A 19,060-nucleotide genomic window follows, 5' to 3' on the forward strand; every position below is an offset into this window, starting at 1 on the left:
CCCCGCCGCAATAGGTCCGCAGGGTATGCCGCATGCCACCGCTTGTCCGATTCGCCATCAGTGCAAATCCTGATACATAATTTGCATTTGATGTGCTGATTGTACCGTACAACAGCCAGGCCCTTCGAAAGCGGGTTCATTTCTTCGAAGAAATCAGCTGAGCCTGCCCGGCAAGATCGCCACTGTGTTACCCAGTTTCGCAGGAATACTGCTGGTGCAGCAGTAATAGATAAGCGGGCACAACATGCCCAAACTACTGCGCCCTTTGGGTTGGGGCGAGTTATTCATGTTGCTTGACGGCATCAACAGAGAGCGGCAAGCCGCATCGGTGCTTTCGGCCGTGATTCGTAAATGTGCGCCTCGCCCGATGAATTGGACTGAACATGACAGCAAATGAAGTCAATCGCAAATTTAGGCTTTGAAATCCCTGCGCCGCGTCCATATAATGATCTCGCGGATTTCTCTAGGGGCAACTGGCAAGGAGACGGATTTGAACGAAGGCTACTACATCTTGACCAACCTCCGAGGCAAGCGCTGCGTGGTGATTGGTGGGGGATCGATCGCGACCCGCAAGGTCGAGGCGCTGTGTCGGTGCGGCGCCGAGGTGCACATCATCGCCCCCAAGTTCTGTGACATTCTGGCCCAGCGTCAGGACGTGACGCTGCACGAGAAGGAGTACGACGGGTCCGATCTGGAAGGCGCGCTGCTGATCTTCGCGTGCACCGACGATCAGGAGCTGAACCGGCGGGTGGCTACGGACGCCGAGGCGCTCAACGTGCTGGTGAACGTGGTGGACGACCCGGAGCTGTGCCGGTTCACCGTGCCGGCTGTGCTCAAGCGCGGGCCCATCCAGATCGCGGTGGGGACCGCGGGGGCCTCGCCGTATCTGGCCGGCCGCCTGCGCGACCTGATCGGCGGATGGCTCGACCGGGCGTACGAGCCGTTTGCCCGCAAGCTGGCGGCCCTGAGGCCCCGGATCATCGAGCGGGTGCCACGGCCCGACCGCCGCAAGGCGATCTTCCAGCAACTGGCCGGACGCGACAGCTTCGACCGCTTCAAACGAGAGGGATGGGACTCCTGGTGCGCCTGGATCTCCGAGACCACCAGCGGCAAGCTTTCGCCGGAGGAGGTCGCCGCCTTCACCGCCAAGGCCAGCCGTTTTGGCGATCCGGAGCAGGTCGGCTCGCCGGACCCCACAGCCGCCGAGAGTGCCGTGAACAAGCTGGTCCAGTAGCCGGGACGCCCGCCGCCCAGACAGGGATTCTTGCCGCGAGATTGCCTGCGCGCTCGCCGCTGGGTACTATTGATCGGTATGAGAGCCTCACGGAAAGTCTTGCCAGCCATCGTCCTTTGCGGATGCGCGGTGTTTGCGTTAGTGCTGGCCGGGTGCACAGCCGCCCGAGGCCCCGGCGCGGTACCCGACGTGAGCGTCGTCGATCCTCTGGAGATCGTCGGCCCCTCCGTCGCCATGCCCACCGCGAGCACGACCGTTTTTGACCTCGCCGACGGCCGGATTCGCCTGGCCGGGACCGGAGGGCAGACGGTTGCGTTCCAGATCGTCCTGGCTCCGGCGCCGCAGGCCGCTTCGGTCGCGTGCGAGTTTCAGCCGCTGCGGATGGTGCAGTCGGCTCAGGCCGCGCCCGCCACGACTCAGCCGTACCAGCAGATCACCCTCGAAACGCTTCGGATCTACCGCGTTCTGAACGCGACGGTCGAGATGCCCGATCCGGTCTGCGCCCGCTACAGCGTCGGCCCCGCGCCGCCGCGGGAGTATCCGGACGCCCTGGTTGAGGTGCCGGCCGCCTCGCCCGGCGCCGCTGAGCTCGAGCTGTCGGGCGATCGGACCAGCGTCTACCGCCTGGAACTGACGCTGCCCAGCGGCCTGCCCGCCGGCAGCTACGTCTCGCAATTGCTTCTGGGCAGCGGGTCCGATCGGACGGCACTGGCGGTCAGCCTCGAATCGTGGGGCTTCGATCCGCCGCCTTCGCCCGTGCGTATCTTCGCTGTGCTCGACCTGCCGGATTTGCTCGCCGTTTGCGAGGGCGGACGGGTCGAGCCGGCCTTGGCCCTCTCGCGGCGAAGCCCGGAGCTCGATACGCTCCTGCCGCTGGCGGCCGATTGGGTCGATCTGCTCTCGAGCCACGGCTTGGAGGTCTGGCCCCAGGGCGCATTTCCCAAGATCTCGGGCGAGAAGGACAACGAGCGGATCGACTGGTCCGGTTACGCGGCTGTGGTCGAAAGCGTTCTGGGCGCCTCGCGCGAGAGGCCGACGCACTGGCCTTTGCCCGTCAGTCTCGACTTTCCGCCGCCGGCCCGCTTCGGCAGCTACGATTCGCCGAGCTATCGGGCGTTTCTGAAACGCTACCTCGACGAGTTCTACGAGCAGTTCGTCATTCCCGGCATCCTGCCGCCGCCGGTCGCCGTCTTTGAGTGGCCCGATCCGCGCATCGTCCGCGGCGGTCAGACCGATGACTATCTGGCCCTGGCCCGAACGCTGGCCGAACTGCGGCCCGACGTGACCCTGGTCAATCCGTACGTTTCGAGTAATCTGCGGCCCTATGGGTTTGCCGAGTTTGAACCCGTGAGGCTCGACGCGGCATCCGCCCGCATCGAGTGCCCCTTTGCCGCCTGGTGGGATCCGCTGGCCATGAGCGCCCTGATCGCCGAAGGCAGGCAGGTCTGGTGGCGGCCGGGACCGTCGCCCGCCGTGCCGGAACTGACCGTCACCGCCCCGAGCTACTTCGTTCAGGCCCTGCCGTGGATCGCCGACCGCTACGGGGCCGGCGGCATCGTCCTGACTGACATTGTTCGCCAGCCGGACCAGACCAATCGCGATATTGTCTATACCAATGCCCGGGATTCTCTGAACGTTCTGGCGTATCCCGGCGGGTGGTTCGGCAGCCCCCGTCCCGTGCCCACCATGCGTCTCAAGATGCTTCGCCGGGGACTCCAGGACCTCGGCTGCCTCCAGGCCCTCCGCCAGGCCGGGCACGATGATCAGGCCCGCCTGCTTTCCCGCAATCTCGTGCGTTTCGCCCACACCGACGCCCTGGACGGTTCGCTCTGGAGCGCCCGCACCGACGGCCTCTGCGAAGACCTTCGCGCCTGGTCGCTTGCCCGGACGATCGCCGGCCTTGGCCTCGCCGACCGTTCCCGCGACTCGCGGCCGGAGATCGACGTCGCCCGGCCCGATCTCCAGACCCTCATCGGGCAGTTCCGTCAGCTTTGCGAAGCCGTCGTCCTCGAGTGCGAAGGCGTCACCGCGGCCTCCGTCCTGGACCCGGAGACCGGCCACGAGAGCATCCGATGGACCTACAACATGGTCCTGCGCAACTACACCGCTGGGACGGTTGACGGCACGCTCTCGTTTCGCGATCTGCCTCCGGGCCTGACCGCGGTCAGGGACCAGGTCAAGGTGGCCGATCTGGATTGGGGCTATCCGCTTCGCGTCCAGCTCCAAGCCGCGGGCGACGTTTCGTCGGTCGGACTGTCGGGTTGCCACGTCCAGGACGTCGTATTCAAGCCCGCGTTCGGCTCCGAAATCACCTGCCTGTGTCGCAACTGCGCCATGGTCGCCCGGACGTTGAGTTCTCCGGTCCGGATCGACGGCCGATTCGACGAGTGGCCCGACCTTGCCGGCGCCTCCGCCGCCGATTTCTGGCGGGCCGTTCCCGACGGTCCCGCCGCCCGGCAATGGTCGGGAGCGGACCGGCGGCGGGTCTTGTGGCCCACGTCGGCGCAGGTGGCCCGCGACGGGCGGAACCTCTATCTGGCGATCCGCTGCGATCAACCCGGCGTCGCGCTTCGCCGCGAGCTTTCGAACCGTCTCGATCTGGCCGCCGGGACGCCGTGGGGCGAGGATCTCGTATCGGTTCTGCTGGACCCTCAGAACCGCCGATCGTTCCACCCTGAAGACCTCCGCCATGTCGCGATCAAAGCCAACGGGGCGGTGATGACCACCCGCGGACTGCCTGCCGGTCCGGTAGGGGGGTCCAAGCCGTGGCCGGCCGACGTCCGCGCCGCCGTCCAGATATTCGATGACCGCTGGCAGATCGAACTGGCCGTTCCGCTGGACGATCTGGATGCGGAAGGCTATCTGGACCGCTGGTGGGGTTTTGACCTGGTCCGGGTCTCCGCCGGCATCTCCGAACTCTCCTCCTGGTCCGGTGCGGGGGTTCAGCTCTACAAGCCCGTCTCGCTCGGCAACCTCTTTATGCCCCGCTGAGCCGCTGTTTTATCGGACCTTCATGCCTGCCGTTTTTTGATCCATGCCCTGGCATTTATATTCCATACCTATCAGGTGTACCCCGACCGGATGAACGGGGGAGACGGCGTGGCAGTGGGAGGAGAGGAATGACGCTGCAAAGAGCATCGCTGATTGCGTTGGTTGTCTTGCTCTGTCTGACCGCCAACGCCGGTGCGTCGCTGACCAAGTCCATCATGGCCGCCGAGCCCGTCGCCTACTGGCAACTCGGCCAGCCGGCGGAGTGCCGCGTGTTCGATCTCGCCTCTTACGACTACGCTACGGGTGCTCCGGTCAAGACCACCGGCAACGGCACGAAGCAGGTGGGCGGCATGTCTGCCGCCGATGCCCTGTACGCATCGATCTCCGGTAACGCGGGCGATCTGGCCATTACGGGCGATCTGACCATCGCGTTATGGGCCAAACCCGCTTCGTTGGCCTCCGAACAGGTGCTCCTGACGTATGCCGGGGCCGGGAACAAGCCGCAAGATAATATCCTCTACGAACTGGCTCTGGCACCCGGCGGCGAGGTCGCCTACCGCCACCACGACAAGGGCCACTCGGTCTACAGCCACACGTTCAAGGGGGCCGCCCTGGCCGCCAACGAGTGGCAGTTCCTCGTCCTGGTCCGCGACACCGGTCTCCAGCAGGTCAAGCTCTACGTCAACGACGGCTGGGCCGACGCCGGCGCGTTCAAGCACAATCCCTTCAACGGCAAGAAGTCCAGCCTCCACATCGGCGCCGATCCGTGGGGCAAGCGGACCTTTAACGGTTCCCTCGATCAGATCGCGATCTTCAATTACGCCTTCAGCAACGATCAGGTCGCCAGCCTGGCCCTGGCCGCCGTTGGCGGCGAGGTGCCGGAGCCCTGCACGCTGATCCTACTGGCCCTCGGCGCGATCATCCACCTGCGAATCCGATGAAACAGCCCGTCGCCCGCGAGTGGAAGGGTTGAATGCGGAAAAAAAGCCGCCTTGGCGGGCGGCTTTGTGATTCAAAGACAAACCCCTTGGCCCGGAACTACTTCGGCCCGCTGTCTTCCTGCTGGTTCTCCTCGTTGTGCTTCATCCGCTCCAGACGATCGCGCAGCCGGGCCGCCTCCTCGAACTGCTCGAGGCTGACCGCCTTCCGCAGCTTCCGCTCCAACACCGTCTCCTCGTCCACCGGCAGCTTTCGGCGGATCCGCCGGCCCAACTGCCGCAGGGTCGTGGCCTCCATGCTCAGCTTAAAATCCTCCGTCTGGTCGATGTCCACGTAGATCTTCTTGATCGCCTTAAGGCCCGCTTTGATGATCGTCAACGCCCGCGCGTACTCGTCGTTGTCCATCGCCCGGTGGGCCTTGGCCCGCGTGTTCATCATGATCACGTACGGACGGTACTGCTCCAGCATCATCCGGTCGGCCTTCTTCGCAGCGTAACGGTTGCACAGGTCGAACAGCTCGACGTTCCGCTGGGTGTCCCGGATCACCTGGTCGTAGTCTTCCAGGATGAAGCACGAGAGGTACCGGTGATAGTACATCAGCGACTCTTCGCGCAGCTTCCGGCACTCCTCCGGCGAGAGCTCGAATCCCAGTTCGGTCCGATGCTTCCGGCGGAACTTCTCGAGCCGGTCCTGGTGGTAGCTCAGCAGCGATTCGAAACCCTCTGGACGCTTGCCGTCCGGCCGTCCGGTCGGCTCCATTTGGATCAGGCCCAGGTCCAGGCGCATCTGGATCTTCGGCCGGCCGGCCTCTCCGACGACCTTGCGCACTGAAATCTTGCCCGGCCGGTACGGCCAATCGTCGACGATCGGTCGAATATCTTCATTCATGTCGGCATAGTCCCTTTTCCTGATGGCATTTATATATTCTACCTCTCCATCGGCTTAAGGACAAGCCAAACCCGCCGCCGTTGCCCTTGAAGCCGGTCCTGCCTGCCGGTACGATGGCCTGTCCGGCTGCGTCGTCTCTGATCGAGGCTTTGGAATCACAAGGACGAATCCAGATGAGAACCAAGACGCCACCTCCCTCGCACCTGCCCGCGAAGCTCTCCATCTGCTACTGGGGCTGGGATTGGCTGACCGCGGTTGGGGCGGGCGAGGCGTATGAAGACCTCGACCGGGCGATGCGGGAGACGAAGGAGCGGGGATTCAACTGCATTCGGCCGGACATGGGGCTGGGGCTGGTCCACGATGCGCAAGGCCGGCCGAGAGGCAAGGTCCGCTTTCGGGCCCATTTTCCCGGGGCCAATTCCAATTTGCAGTGCATCAACACCCGCGGCGGAGCGGAATACGACGTTCGGCGGCGGGTCCTGCACATGATGGAACTGGCCGAGAAGTACGACCTGTACGTGATTGGCACGACCTGGCTGTATCAGGACATGGTCAGCGATATCGACCACGAAGGCATTCGCCGGGAAGTCACAGCCGTTCCGTATAATGACCGGATTGCGACGCTGGGCACATGGTGGGATTGGCTTCTGCGGGAGATCAGGGAGCATGGGTTGCTGCACCGGTTTGCCTTTGTGGAACTGGTCAATGAGATGGACTGTACGTCGTGCATCTGGCCGCGGGAGGGCCAGGAAAAACCGACGTACGAGGACTGGTTCGAGGACAAGACGGTCCCGCTTCAGGCCGAGTGGCTCAGGCGGATGGCGGATCGTGGCGTGGCTGATCTTCGGCGGAAGTACCCGGAACTGCTGATCACCGTGGACTTGGCCAGTGCGAACCGGCTGGGCGATTGTCTGCCGGAAGACGCCCAGGTCGCCGACCACCATCTGTACCATAACAGCGTGACGATGGATGTCCTGTTCGGAGAAAACGGAGCCGGAATCCATCCGGGCGCGAAGGGGTTCTCGTGGCAAACCGGTCCGGCGATTGAAGAAAACGCACTGCTGGCCTCGCTGCTGAGAAAAGACGTCCTGAATTGGAGGGACTTCTGCAAACGCGATACCTATACCCGCCACATGTGGCGGATCATCGCGTGGTTCTATGAAAACCTGGACAATGAGAAATACGATGACTGGTGCCGGGCCCATTGCCACGAATTCAGAGAGCGGGTTGACGCGAACGTGAAGAGTACGATCAGGACGGCGGCGGACTTCGCCGAACCGCGCGGCCTGCCGCTGGTCGTCGACGAGGGCTACCTGTTCTTTCCGCCGTTGAATTCTCGGTTCATCATGAGCCACGAGGGCCGGTGGGGGGAAGAACTGGCGGCCAACGCAGCCGTCGAGGCCGGGTACTGGGGCGTTTTGCCGACGGGATATTTCCGGCCCAATACCCCGCTGGGCTGGTACGACGACGGGCAGTGCGAGTGGATTCTGAACCTGAACCGAAGGATCCTTGGAAAGTAGACCCGCGTCAAACCGCCCGCCGCCACGCTTGAAGCCCGCTCGCGCCGTCGGTACGATGGGCCTGTCCGATTACGGAGCCCGCATGAGCAGCCGCGAAAAAGACAAAGCGATATTGGCCGTCGAGACCTCCTCAGCGGTCGGCAGCGTCGCCCTCGCCCTCGACGGCCAAATCGTCGACGAACGCACCTTCGCCTCGTCGCGCCGTCACGGGGTCGAATTGCTGCCCACCATCGACGCCGTCCTCGCTGCGGCCGGCCTGACGCCGGACCGGATCGCCGCCGTCTACATCTCCGCCGGACCCGGCTCGTTCACCGGCCTGCGGGTCGGTTTCACCTTCGCCCGCGTGCTCGGCCAGGTCCACGGGGCCCGCCTCGTTCCCGTCTCCACCTGCGACGTCATCGTCGAAAACCTGCGCGGCCTGCTCGCCGCCGACCACGGGCCGCTGCACGCCGCCGCCGTGCTCGACGCGAAGCGCGGCCAGGTCTACGCCGCCGGTTTCCGCTGGTCCGCGGATGCCTTCGAGAAGGTCATCGATGACCGCGCGATCCACCCCGCGGAGCTGCTCGCCGCTCTGCCCCGGCCGCTTTGGATCGTCGGCGAAGGCATCGACTACCACCTGAACGAACTGCGGGGGCCGGATGTCGTCATTGCCGACCGGGAGTACTGGCGCCCTCGCGCTGCTGGTGTCTTTGTCCTCGGCCGGGCCCTCGACGCCGCTGGACGATACGTCAAGCACGACCAACTCGTTCCCACCTACATCCGTCTGCCCGAACCCGAAGAGAAGTACCGCGCCGGTCAGCTCAAACTGCCGTAGCGGCTCAGCCCGCTCCCAGCCGACTGCCCACCTGATAGACCACCAGCGTCACCATGTACGCCATCGCGGTCAGCCCGGCAAACTGCAATCCCGCCCATCCCCACGAACCGGACTCCTTGCGCATGATCGCCACCGTGGCCAGGCACGGTGCCGACATCAGACAGAACAGCATCAGACAAAACGCCGTCAAGGACGAGTAGTTGTCGCGAAGCTTCTCCCGCAGCACGTGCGACTCCGCTTCGCCCTCGCCGATCGACAGCACGATCCCCATCTGCGCCACCAGCACTTCCTTGGCCGCCACCGACCCGATCAGCGCCGTGCTGATCCGCCAGTCGAAACCAAGCGGCCGCATCGCCGGCTCGATGAACTGGCCGATCCGGCCGACCACCGAATAACGCAGCTCCGCCGACTGACGCGCCTCGGCGTCCGGGTACTCAGCCAGCCGCGACGGCGACGGCTTGGGAAAACTCGACAGCGCCCAGAGGATCACCGAGATCGCCAGGATCAGCGTGCCCGCCTTCCGCAGGTACATCCACGCCCGCTGCCACATGTGCGTCACCACCCCGCGCACCGTCGGAATCCGATACGGCGGCAGCTCGATCACCAGACCCGCGCTTTCGCCCCGCAGGATCGTGTGCCGCAGCACCCGCGCCACGACCACCGCCGAGACCACGCCGATCAGGTAGATCAACCACAGCATCGGCGCCTGCCACCGCTCCACGAAAAACGCTGGAATCAGCAGCGAGTAGATCGGCAGCCGTCCGCCGCAGCTCATCAGCGGGATAATCATCATCGTGGTCAGGCGGTCCCGCCGATTCTCCAATATCCGCGTGGCCATGATCGCGGGCACCGAACAGCCGAACCCGATTACCATCGGAATGAAGCTCTTGCCGTGCAGCCCGATCTTGTGCATGAACCGGTCCATGATGAACGCCGCCCGCGCCATGTACCCGGTGTCCTCAAGCAGCGAGATCATCAGGAACAGAAAGACGATGTTCGGCAGGAAGACGATCACCCCGCCCACGCCGCCGATGATCCCGTCCACCAGCAGGCTCTTGATCGGACTGTCAACGCCCGCCGGCCACAACCCCGCCACCGATCCTCCAAGCCACGCCATGCCCGCCTCAAGCCCCTTCATCGGCCATTCCGCCAGCGTGAACGTCGCCCAGAACGCCAGGTACATCAACCCCAGAAAAATCGGCAGCCCAAGCACCGGATGCGTCAGCACCGCGTCGATGTGGTCCGAGACGTCGTGACGGTATTCCACGCCGACCGTCATCGTCTCCGTGGCCAGACCCGAAATAAACCCGTACCGCCGGTCCGCGATCAGGATCTCCGGCGCGTCGCCGTACAGCCCGACCAACCGCTCGCGGCACTTGTGCACCTGGTCCCACAGGGCGTGCTCCGGACCCAGAACCCGCCGCACCGCGGCGATCACCTGCGCGTCGTTCTCGAGCAGCTTCAGGGCGAACCATCGCGTGCGGCTCGCGAAGGCGGCGTCTTGCCCGAGGCCCTCGCCCAGTTCGGTCAGGCACGCCTCGATGTCCCGGCCGTAGAACACCCGAACCGGCTCGCGCGGCACCGTGTCCGTCGCCGCCCCGACGATCGCCTCCTTGAGCCCGTCCAGCCCTTCCTTCTTGTGCCCGATCGTCTTGACCACCGGCACGCCAAGAAGCCCGGAGAGCTTCGCCGTGTCCACCACCATCCCGCTGCGCTGCGCCACGTCGTGCATGTTCAGCACGAGCACCGGCCGGATACCCAACTCCAGCAACTGGACCGCCAGGTACAGATTCCGTTCCAGGTTCGAGGCGTCCAGAATATCCACCACCACCTGCGGAGCCGAGTCCAGCAGATAGTTCCTTGCCACCAGTTCCTCTTCCGAGTGCGCGGTCAGCGAGTAAATGCCCGGCAGGTCGACGATCGCCAAACGCCGCCCGTTGACGTTGGACCAACCCTCCACCTTATCCACCGTCACGCCGGGATAGTTGCCCACGTGCTGACGCGCCCCGGTCAGGGCGTTGAAAATGGTGGTCTTGCCCGAGTTCGGGTTGCCCGCCAGTGCTACGGTTACCATGCCGTCCATTTTCACACCACCGTTCATCCACCGCCGTCCGGGCGCAGCGTCCGCGCCTCCTCGTCGTCGCCGGTGAAAACTGGATCGCCTACTTGTCGTTCGAGCGATCCGGAGAGACCATCAGCTTGTGCGACACTCCGCGGCCGAGGGCCAGCTTGCCGTTGTGGACGCTGATCATCACCGGACCCAGCCGGCCGGAACTGAGCACCCGGATCCGCTGACCCGGCAGAATGCCCAGGCTCGCCAGACGCGACTGCACCTCGCACCCCCCGGTTACGCCGACCACGCGGTACGTCAGGCCGCTCTGGGCCTCCGAAAGGCTTACCGCGCCTTCCGCGCTTCCCGATCGTGCTGTACTACCGATGCCCGCAACGCCAGGGACGCTACACGGCTTCATCGTTCGTTTACCTCGGATGCCAACGCTCCAGAAAAACAGTCAACCATTCGAACAACCAAACCCCCTCGCGTCAATCCTCATCCTTCCGATCCGACTCCCGGCCTTGGCCAGCCGAGGCAGATCGCAAAAATCTCACAAACTCCCGCGGCCAGTCCGTCCCCTCTTTGCTCTTGCGGTCCAGAAACTCCACGAACCGCAGCAGACGGCCCAGCACCCGGCGGTCCATGTGGTGCTCGATCTTGCACGCCGAATCCCCCGCCAGCTCCTCCTCCACGTCCAGCACCTCGACCAGGAAACGCTTGAGGACCTCGTGCCGCCACACGATGTCCCGCGCCGCCGCTTCGCCGCGGTCGTTGAGCCGGATGAACTGGTACGGGTCGTACGCAATATACCCCTTCTCCGAGAGGTGCTTGAGTGCCCCGGTCACCGAGGACATGTTCACGCCCAGCCGCTTGGCGATCTGGTTGACCCTCGCCACCCCATGCTCCTGGCAAAGCCAGTAGATCGCCTCCAGGTAGTCCTCCAGCGATGCGGTCAGACCGCTCGCCGCCGCCTCTTCCGGCAGATGACCGGCATGCTCTATAATATCAGCCTCATTCATGGCAGTTCCCAATCAACCATCTCCAGTTTGCCACCGCCAATACTGTTTCTTTAGCTAAATATAGTTAGGCAAGCCAAACATTTCAAACAAAAAAACCGCTCACGACAACATTTGAAGGATTTTCCTCGATCAGCAATCAACCACCAGCGATTCTACGGCCTCTACTCCGGCGCCACCTGAGACTCATCGGCCGGGGCCGTCGCGGGGGCTGGCATCGGTTCCCGGATTGGTTCGGTCACCGCAGGCGGTGGGAGGGGCACGGTCTCCACCGGCACCACCACTGGCGCCGATTCCGGCGGCGGGCAGGGGCCCTGGCCCTGGATCGGAATGTCCAACTCCGTCGCCACCAGGACTCCCGGCGGCTCAAATACCGCGCTGACCGGAAGGGCGATCGTGTTCACCGCGTAGCGCACCGGGCTGTACACCATCGCGAACCAGTCCACGCACGTCCAGCCGTACAGTTCATCCCCGTCGCCCTTGGACACGAACGGGTCGTAATACCAGAACGGGAAATGCGTCACCACCGGAGGGGCGTACTCAGCGGTGCTCGGCGGCCAGTTCGTGTCCGGAATGGGGTCATGCAGCGGCGGACGGGCGAACACCGCGTCCCAGCTCGCCGTCGTCTGCCAACCGGGCTCCAGCCGATCCGATTTCGCCGTCGCCTCGCACCCAGCCAGCATCGCCGACAGGCACGCGGCTCCCAGAATCGCCGTCACGTAACGCATGCGTCTATCCTTCCGTCACAAACTCCACGCTGTAGTTGGGGGCCTCTTTCGTGATCGTGATGTCATGCGGATGGTTCTCCGCCTGTCCCGCCGCTGAGATCCGGACGAACCGCCCGTTGCGGCGCAGCGACTCGATGTCCGGACACCCGCAGTAGCCCATCCCCGCCCGCAGGCCGCCGATAAGCTGGTACACGAAATCGGACAGCGAGCCGCGATACGGCACTCGCCCCTCGACGCCCTCGGGCACCAGCTTGCCCGTCGCCTTCTGGCCGTAACGGTCCGCGCTGCCGTGCACCATCGCCCCCATCGAGCCCATGCCGCGGTATTCCTTGTACCGCCGGCCCTTGTAGATCACGATCTGGCCCGGCGACTCGTCGAGCCCCGCGAACAGCGACCCGATCATCACCGAATTGGCGCCCGCTGCGATCGCCTTGGAGATGTCGCCCGAATAGCGGATGCCGCCGTCCGCGATCACCGGCACGCCCGCCGGCTCAGCCACCGACGCCACGTTCATGATCGCCGTGACCTGTGGCACGCCGACGCCGCTGATCACCCGCGTCGTGCAGATCGCGCCGGGCCCGATGCCCACCTTCACCGCGTCCACGCCCGCCTCGATCAGGTCCGCCGCCGCCTCCGCCGTCGCGATGTTGCCCGCGATGATGTCGATGTCGTGCCGTCTGCGGATCTCCCGCACCGTGTTCAGGACGTTCTCGCTGTGGCCGTGCGCGGTGTCCACCACGATCACGTCCACGCCCGCTTTGATCAGCGATTCGACACGCTCGTAATCGAGCACGCCCACCGCCGCTCCGACCCGCAGCCGACCGCGGCTGTCCTTGCACGAATTGGGAAACTGCCGCGACTTGTCGATGTCCCGCATCGTGATCAGGCCCGAAAGCTTGCGCTCCTTGTCCACCAGCAGGAGCTTTTCCACCTTGTGCTTGTTGAGAATCTGTTCCGCCTCGTCCAGCGTCGTCTCCGGCGGAGCGGTCACCAGTTTGTCCTTGGTCATGATCTCGGCGATCGGGCGGCTGTCCACCGTGTCCTGGAATTTCATGTCGCGCCGCGTCACGATGCCAACCAGGCGGGCGCCGTCCTCCACGATCGGAATGCCCGAGACGTTGTGGACGTCCATCACCTGCCGGGCCCGCACGATCGTGTCGTTCGGGTGCAGCGTCACCGGGTCGGTGATGACCCCGTTCTCGCTCCGTTTGACCTTGTCCACCTCGCGGGTCTGGGCCTCGATCGAGAGATTCTTGTGGATGATGCCCACGCCACCTTCCTGGGCCAGGCCGATCGCCAGCGTCGACTCGGTCACCGTGTCCATCGGGGCCGACAGCAGCGGGATGTTGAGCGCCACGCGCCGCGTCAGACGCGACGAGACATCCGCCTGCGAAGGAACCACCCCGGACCGGCTCGGAATCAGCGTCACGTCATCGAACGTGATCCCGTCCGCCACCACTTTCGTCGAAAAATCAACTGCCACTTTGCACTCCCACATTCTGAATTGAATTAAACTATAGGAGAGCCGCCATGTCAGTCAAGCGAAATGCGCGCAAAGCTCCCGCCGGAATGCCTTGACGGAATGCGTCGCGTCGAGGGTTCTACTCCAGATCCGGGTACTCATCCGGCATCGTGGTGATGATCTGCGGTCCGCCGGGGCTCATCAGCACTTCGATCCCCGACTCCGCCGGCTGCGTCGCCGTCTCGCCGTCCTGCGGCGTCTCCAGGCCCGTCGGTGACGCGGCTGGAACCGCCGGCATCGGGTTGAACACCACCGGAACGCTGCAACTAAAGCCCTGCCCCACGTTCCCCGCCAAATCCTGCGCCGTGACCCGCACCATCAGGATCTTGCCGATCGCCTCGTCCGGGACCATCAGCCGCACCGAGCCCGCCGACGGGTGGACCTCGCCCAGGGCCGACCACGCCAGCTCCGCCCGCTCGATGTCGAAACAGACCCCGAAATGCGTCGTATCCGGCTTGAGGTTGGCGTCCCGGACCATCCATTCCACCGTCAGCTCATCGCCGGGCTCATAGATTTCCTTGTTCGGGAATACGTAAACCAGCACCTCCGGCGGCGTGGTGTCCACGTGCATAACCATGTGCGGTTTGGGAGGCTTGCAATCGGCGGGGGGGATTCCCGGTCCGGCAAACCGCACGCCGTAGTCCCCGTCGGCGTCCACCGGCCAGTTAAATACCTCCTGCTGCAGCCCGAAGTATCCGATCTTGTCCCAAGTCCTTCCCGCATCGCGGCTTAGCCAGATCGCGGTCCGTGGGATCTTCCGCGGATCGTTCACCCGCGGACGCGGAATGGCCAGGAGCCGCTTGGCCGTGAACAGCTCGGGGGCTGGTCCGCCAAAGTCTGCCAGTGCGGCCGGACCGTCCAGGGGCTGGTAGTAGAACGGCTGATCGTACGTCCATGCGGGAGAGGCGTGGTCCTCGAACTGCTCGACCCGCTCGCCCGGACATCCGGTCACCAGCACGGCAGTGGCAATTAAGCCTGATAATACTAAAGCAGCTTTGCTTCTAGAGGTCATTCCTCATCCTGCATCTGCTTCGACCTGTGGCCATACCCGGAATCCAGCACGGCCGGACCGGGAGGCCCTTGCTGTTGTTATCGGTCATGCAAATATACCGACTTTATTTCAAACCGGTTCTCACAAAGATGTTGGACGCATCATCGGCGCGAATCGGTATCCCGAATCCTGGAAGGACCGAGGCGGTCTGTCGCGCTTATCGCCCAGTCGGCTGTGTCGCCGCTGACGGGGTGAGTTCGAGCAACCGAATGCCTGGACCAGGCACGTCGAGCTCGACGGTCAGCACGTTGTCCTGAGCACTGACCGCCGGGACGGGCAGTTGGCCGTAGCGGCTGGCCGTCATCAGCGCCTCGTGTCCGGCCTGATCGACCGAATGGGGTCTGCCCGTCTCGACCCACAGCCGAAATGGGTTGCCGTACTCCTCGTCGCAGGCCCACAGGCGTGAGCACCCATAGGAGCCTTGAACGCCCTTGATCGCGATTTGCACCCTTGTGGTGTATGGCTGGCGTGAGACGTCCTCATCGAAACTGGTCACCACCATGCGGATCGCTCCGTCCGGCATCATCACCGCGATCCCATCGATCGGGTCGTTGCTCGACTCGAGCGTCAGACGGCGTCCGCCCTTGAGCTCATTGAGGAACACGAATGCGTTGTACACCGCCTTGGGCACGCCCGTCCTGGTCAGCATTCCGTGGTGCCCGGCGAACAGCGGCGGCCCCGGCGCCGGCAACTCCGGATGATCCACGAGGTTGAAGAACAGCCCGTAGTCCAGGTTGCCGTCCAGCATGCATTGGACATACTTGATGGCCAGGCTCGCGTTCCACGGCCGGTCGTGGACCTCCTCGTTCATGCTGCTGGCGTTCCACTCCGTGTTCCCGAAGATCACATCCTCCCGCAATTCCGGGAACTGCTTACGGTAGTCGCGCTTCAGCCACTCCGGCAGCAGGCGAAGCGACGTGTGCCATCCGGAGTACAGGTGTAGCGAGTAATGATCCACGTCCTTGACCATCCCGATTTCCCGCAGCCGGTTGAGGATCACCGCATCGGGGCCTTCGCCGCCGCCGCTGGTCAGACCCATCTTCAGGTCCACCTTACGCCGCTTCTCCACCCGCGCCGCCGCCCGATAGTCCTGCTCCGCGATCGTCGCCAGGTCATCCGGCGTGCCCGTGAAATAGCCGCTGGGAAAGCCCGGCTCGTTCCATATCTCCCACAGCCACGTTTCCACCTCATCCTTGCCGTACCGGTCGAGCGCGTGCTCGAAAATGGCTTCGATGTACCGTCCCCATTTCTCCATATCGCGCGGCGGATCGGTGTTGATCCAGTTTGCCTTCCGCGACCCCGGTTTGTCCAGAGCGTCCGGCGTTGTCTCCAGCGTGATTACCGGCGTCAGCTTGTACCGGCGGATCAGCATGTCGAATATCGGGTCGAACCGCGACCAGTCGTACACGGGATTCCCGCTCTCGTCGTCGTGCGTGTAAATCTTCATCGCGTTGTGAAACTCGTGCATCCGCAGGACCTCAAGCCCCGCCGCTGTGGCCAGGTCCAACCACTGCGACGAATCGCCCCGCAGCAACCAGCAGGCAAACGACAGGTCCGTGCCCGCCCACACCCGGTGGCGGATCACCGGCCCCGGTTCCGACGCATCGACGGTCACCTCGGCCTTCTCCGCGTCGTACGGTTTGATCGCTCCCTTGAGCGGAATGCGACCCAGGTTGTAGTTGTCGTACCACACCGTTCCCGTCGCGTTGTCGAACACCCGCAGCCACACCTGCACCGTCTTGACCGCCGCGTTGAACTGCCATTCCGCGTAGTAGTACGTCCACGGTCCCGAACCCTGATTGTTGGTCAGCCCATCAAGGTCAAAGTGCGCCACCTGCTTTCCGTCGGCGTTCCAACCCACCAGTTGCACGCCCGCCGTCTGCCAGCCCGCACCCGTGACGTCCTTCCGCCGCATCCAGCCGCTGAGCACCAGGCGCTCGCCGTTGTACGGAAACGCCTTGCTGACCACCGTGCTCGTGCCGTCCATTCTCAGGCATTGCCGGCCTTCGACCGAGAACTCCGACGCGATCGCCGCCGTGCTCGGCGCCTCCCATGCCGCCAGATCGTCCCAGTCCTTGCCCTGCGTGCGGAAGTACCAGTGATCGACCCCCAACGCCCCTTCGAATCCCGGATCCCCGATCAGATCCTCGACCCGCGGGTCGCGAACGTCGATCTTCAAATCGTCGAACCACACGGTTCCCGACCGGCCTTCGTTCGACAATCGTACGTTGAAGTACCTCGCCGCCTCCGGCGGCTGAAATGCCGCCTTCTCCACCGTCCGCCACTCCGTATCTCCGCCAACAACCATCACGTCCTGATGCCAGCACTCGTTGCGGTCGAGGTCGTACCCGGTCACCACCACCCGGCCGACCTTCCACTCCGCGTCGGATGCCTCGACGCCCTGGCATCGCCCGCGCACGCTGACCGCCACCGTCTGCCCCGCCACGTACGGGACCAGCGGCGTGCCCACGCACACCCCGGTCTCAAGCCGCAGCGAACCGTCTTCTTCAGCGAACCCGCCGCCGCCCCACTGGTGCGTCACCAGTTCGGTCCAGATCGGCCGGTCGAAATCCACCTCCATCAGCGTCCGATCGCTTGCCCATGCCGACGAGCCCAGCATCGCACACACCGCCGCCAGATATACCACTCGCTTCATGATCTCTCCTTTGCCGCCCGCGGTTACGGGTCCGGCCACGTCTCGCCCAGGCTGTCGTACGAAAGGTACATCACGCCCGCGTGGTCATCCGCATAGGCGAGGATGCCCACGCTCAACTGCCGCAGGTTCGCCATGCACAGCGCCGCCCGCGCCTGCTCCCGCGCCGCCGCCAGGGCCGGCAGCAACAGCGCGACCAGCACCGCGATGATCGCCACCACCACCAGCAGCTCAATCAGCGTGAAACCATGAGTTGCGCGGGTCTTGGACATTCCCGACCTCACTTGCTCAACGTCTGTCCCGGCCGGCTGCACGAGTCGCGGACCACCAGCCGGCACGGATGGTCGTTGTGCGACATCTGCGGCGTCAGCGGGGCGTCTTGTTCCAGATGATCGATCAGCAACTCCACCGCGATCTCGCCCAGCCGCGTCACGCTCAAATCCATCGCCGTCAACGCCGGATGGCAGATCCGGCACAGGTCCGAGTCGCACGTGCTGATCACGCTCACGTCCCGCGGACATGCCAACCCGTGTTTGGTCAACTGGCCCAGAAACGCCAGCGCCGCTTGGTCCGAGGTCAGGATCACCGTCGGCCGCTCGACCTCCGGCATCATCCGCCACCATTCGAGCAGCGGTTCCGCCGACCGATAGTCCACCTGGTCGGCCGGATCGAACATCGCCATCCGGCACTGCGAGGTCAACGGATCGGACGCCATCCGTTCAAGCAGGGCGTCGGCCACCTCCCGGCCGCGGCGAGACTGAAACCGGCAGTAGCACACGTTCTTGTGCCCGAGCTCCGCGGCGTGGCGGACCGCCTCCAGCGTGCCCGATACGATGTCCGTCGCGATCGTCGGGATCAGCCCAGCCACCTCGGTGTCGTCGCCGATGCACACGCACGGGATCTGGAACTCCCGGAACCGCTCGGCCACAGCGGCCTCCACGTGCCCGGTCAAAACCAGCCCATCTACGCTCCGCTGACCCACCCGGGCCGGAAACACGAACGAATCAATGCTGGAAAGGTTGTACAGGCTGGCGTTTAGCCCGTATCCCCGCCGCCGCGCCGCCGCCTCCACGCCGGTAAATATCTGGGCGAAATACGCGTTCGCCCACCCGCCCGAAATCCGGTCCGACAGGATGAACCCGATGTGCCCGGTCCGCGAGGTCGAAAGCGCCCTGGCCGCCGCGTTGGGATGATACCCGCACTCCCGGGCCGCTTCGAGCACCCGTTCCCGCGTCTTCTCGCTGATCGGCACCCGCGTCCGGCTGGCGTTCATCACGTACGAGACGGTCGACTTGCCCACCCCCGCCCGGGCCGCCACGTCCGCAATCGTCACCCGCCGCTTGGCCATCCGACCCATTGTCACGCCTCCTTGTGCCGTTGAACCGATTCTACAGAACCGGTTCAACGATGTCAATGATTTTGCCGCCTTTCCGTGCCGCTGAACTGGGCTGTGGACATAAAAAGCTGAACAGAAAAGGCTTACATCGGAGTGGCCGCTTGACGGATAACGGCGGGCCGCCGCGCGAGGACAAAACGTCAAAAGAAAAAGGCTCCGCGAAACCGCGAAGCCGATCCCAATGACCCCGACGGGATTTGAACCCGTGTTGCAGGGATGAAAACCCTGTGTCCTGGACCTGACTAGACGACGGGG

General features: G+C 64.5%; 15 protein-coding genes and 1 tRNA gene. 5 read left to right on the forward strand and 11 right to left on the reverse strand.

Going from position 1 to position 19,060, the window contains the following annotated elements:
* Positions 1–490 precede the first annotated feature (490 nt).
* The 3 genes from GXY33_04450 (at position 491) to GXY33_04460 (ending at position 5,166) form a co-directional block, all read left to right on the forward strand.
* Positions 491–1,234, forward strand: coding sequence for a bifunctional precorrin-2 dehydrogenase/sirohydrochlorin ferrochelatase (locus tag GXY33_04450; protein ID NLX04377.1), 744 nt, complete (start codon positions 491–493; stop codon positions 1,232–1,234).
* Between the two features lie 99 nt (positions 1,235–1,333).
* Positions 1,334–4,225 carry a hypothetical protein gene (locus tag GXY33_04455; GenBank protein NLX04378.1) on the forward strand — a complete coding sequence of 964 codons (2,892 nt, stop codon included), beginning with the start codon at positions 1,334–1,336 and terminating at the stop codon, positions 4,223–4,225.
* A 128-nt stretch (positions 4,226–4,353) separates the two neighbouring features.
* Positions 4,354–5,166 carry a LamG domain-containing protein gene (locus GXY33_04460; GenBank protein ID NLX04379.1) on the forward strand — a complete coding sequence of 271 codons (813 nt, stop codon included), beginning with the start codon at positions 4,354–4,356 and terminating at the stop codon, positions 5,164–5,166.
* A gap of 97 nt (positions 5,167–5,263) precedes the next feature.
* Here the strand turns inward: GXY33_04460 and GXY33_04465 are convergent, their stop codons facing one another.
* Positions 5,264–6,052 carry a hypothetical protein gene (locus tag GXY33_04465; protein NLX04380.1) on the reverse strand — a complete coding sequence of 263 codons (789 nt, stop codon included), beginning with the start codon at positions 6,050–6,052 and terminating at the stop codon, positions 5,264–5,266.
* A gap of 173 nt (positions 6,053–6,225) precedes the next feature.
* Between GXY33_04465 and GXY33_04470 the strand changes: the two genes are divergently transcribed.
* A complete protein-coding gene (locus GXY33_04470; protein NLX04381.1) occupies positions 6,226–7,572 on the forward strand; it encodes a hypothetical protein in 1,347 nt (448 codons plus the stop codon).
* 82 nt (positions 7,573–7,654) lie between these two features.
* On the forward strand, positions 7,655–8,386 hold the full coding sequence (gene tsaB, locus GXY33_04475) for a tRNA (adenosine(37)-N6)-threonylcarbamoyltransferase complex dimerization subunit type 1 TsaB (GenBank protein ID NLX04382.1): 732 nt from the start codon (positions 7,655–7,657) through the stop codon (positions 8,384–8,386).
* 4 nt (positions 8,387–8,390) lie between these two features.
* On the opposite strand, the gene feoB is transcribed toward tsaB, so the two are convergent.
* The 10 genes from feoB to GXY33_04525 form a co-directional block, all read right to left on the reverse strand.
* Complete coding sequence (feoB, locus tag GXY33_04480; GenBank protein NLX04383.1) at positions 8,391–10,469, reverse strand: ferrous iron transport protein B; 2,079 nt, start codon at positions 10,467–10,469, stop codon at positions 8,391–8,393.
* A gap of 79 nt (positions 10,470–10,548) precedes the next feature.
* On the reverse strand, positions 10,549–10,857 hold the full coding sequence (locus GXY33_04485; GenBank protein ID NLX04384.1) for a ferrous iron transport protein A: 309 nt from the start codon (positions 10,855–10,857) through the stop codon (positions 10,549–10,551).
* Between the two features lie 70 nt (positions 10,858–10,927).
* The gene (locus GXY33_04490; protein NLX04385.1) at positions 10,928–11,458 is read right to left on the reverse strand and encodes a metal-dependent transcriptional regulator; all 531 of its coding nucleotides are present in this window, start codon (positions 11,456–11,458) and stop codon (positions 10,928–10,930) included.
* A gap of 161 nt (positions 11,459–11,619) precedes the next feature.
* Positions 11,620–12,183, reverse strand: a complete 564-nt coding sequence (locus GXY33_04495) for a hypothetical protein (protein NLX04386.1) — start codon at positions 12,181–12,183, stop codon at positions 11,620–11,622.
* 4 nt (positions 12,184–12,187) lie between these two features.
* Positions 12,188–13,681 (reverse strand): IMP dehydrogenase, encoded by a 1,494-nt coding sequence (gene guaB, locus GXY33_04500; GenBank protein ID NLX04387.1) that lies wholly within the window; start codon positions 13,679–13,681, stop codon positions 12,188–12,190.
* 103 nt (positions 13,682–13,784) lie between these two features.
* On the reverse strand, positions 13,785–14,663 hold the full coding sequence (locus GXY33_04505) for a hypothetical protein (GenBank protein NLX04388.1): 879 nt from the start codon (positions 14,661–14,663) through the stop codon (positions 13,785–13,787).
* A 250-nt stretch (positions 14,664–14,913) separates the two neighbouring features.
* Positions 14,914–17,412 (reverse strand): hypothetical protein, encoded by a 2,499-nt coding sequence (locus GXY33_04510; protein NLX04389.1) that lies wholly within the window; start codon positions 17,410–17,412, stop codon positions 14,914–14,916.
* A gap of 23 nt (positions 17,413–17,435) precedes the next feature.
* The gene (locus GXY33_04515; protein ID NLX04390.1) at positions 17,436–17,681 is read right to left on the reverse strand and encodes a prepilin-type N-terminal cleavage/methylation domain-containing protein; all 246 of its coding nucleotides are present in this window, start codon (positions 17,679–17,681) and stop codon (positions 17,436–17,438) included.
* An 8-nt stretch (positions 17,682–17,689) separates the two neighbouring features.
* Complete coding sequence (locus GXY33_04520) at positions 17,690–18,766, reverse strand: LacI family transcriptional regulator (GenBank protein NLX04391.1); 1,077 nt, start codon at positions 18,764–18,766, stop codon at positions 17,690–17,692.
* 221 nt (positions 18,767–18,987) lie between these two features.
* Positions 18,988–19,060, reverse strand: a tRNA-Glu gene (locus tag GXY33_04525).

It is taken from the genome of Phycisphaerae bacterium (assembly GCA_012729815.1).
Classification (GTDB): Bacteria; Planctomycetota; Phycisphaerae; order JAAYCJ01; family JAAYCJ01; genus JAAYCJ01.

Bases quoted from the DNA above. Each gene is read 5' to 3' on its own strand.
- GXY33_04520 (NLX04391.1), bottom strand. From the start codon at position 18,766: ATGGGTCGGATGGCCAAGCGGCGGGTGACGATTGCGGACGTGGCGGCC.
- GXY33_04470 (NLX04381.1), top strand. From the start codon at position 6,226: ATGAGAACCAAGACGCCACCTCCCTCGCACCTGCCCGCGAAGCTCTCC.
- GXY33_04510 (NLX04389.1), bottom strand. From the start codon at position 17,412: ATGAAGCGAGTGGTATATCTGGCGGCGGTGTGTGCGATGCTGGGCTCG.
- GXY33_04515 (NLX04390.1), bottom strand. From the start codon at position 17,681: ATGTCCAAGACCCGCGCAACTCATGGTTTCACGCTGATTGAGCTGCTG.
- feoB (NLX04383.1), bottom strand. From the start codon at position 10,469: ATGGACGGCATGGTAACCGTAGCACTGGCGGGCAACCCGAACTCGGGC.
- guaB (NLX04387.1), bottom strand. From the start codon at position 13,681: ATGTGGGAGTGCAAAGTGGCAGTTGATTTTTCGACGAAAGTGGTGGCG.
- GXY33_04465 (NLX04380.1), bottom strand. From the start codon at position 6,052: ATGAATGAAGATATTCGACCGATCGTCGACGATTGGCCGTACCGGCCG.
- GXY33_04460 (NLX04379.1), top strand. From the start codon at position 4,354: ATGACGCTGCAAAGAGCATCGCTGATTGCGTTGGTTGTCTTGCTCTGT.
- tsaB (NLX04382.1), top strand. From the start codon at position 7,655: ATGAGCAGCCGCGAAAAAGACAAAGCGATATTGGCCGTCGAGACCTCC.
- GXY33_04490 (NLX04385.1), bottom strand. From the start codon at position 11,458: ATGAATGAGGCTGATATTATAGAGCATGCCGGTCATCTGCCGGAAGAG.
- GXY33_04485 (NLX04384.1), bottom strand. From the start codon at position 10,857: ATGAAGCCGTGTAGCGTCCCTGGCGTTGCGGGCATCGGTAGTACAGCA.
- GXY33_04495 (NLX04386.1), bottom strand. From the start codon at position 12,183: ATGCGTTACGTGACGGCGATTCTGGGAGCCGCGTGCCTGTCGGCGATG.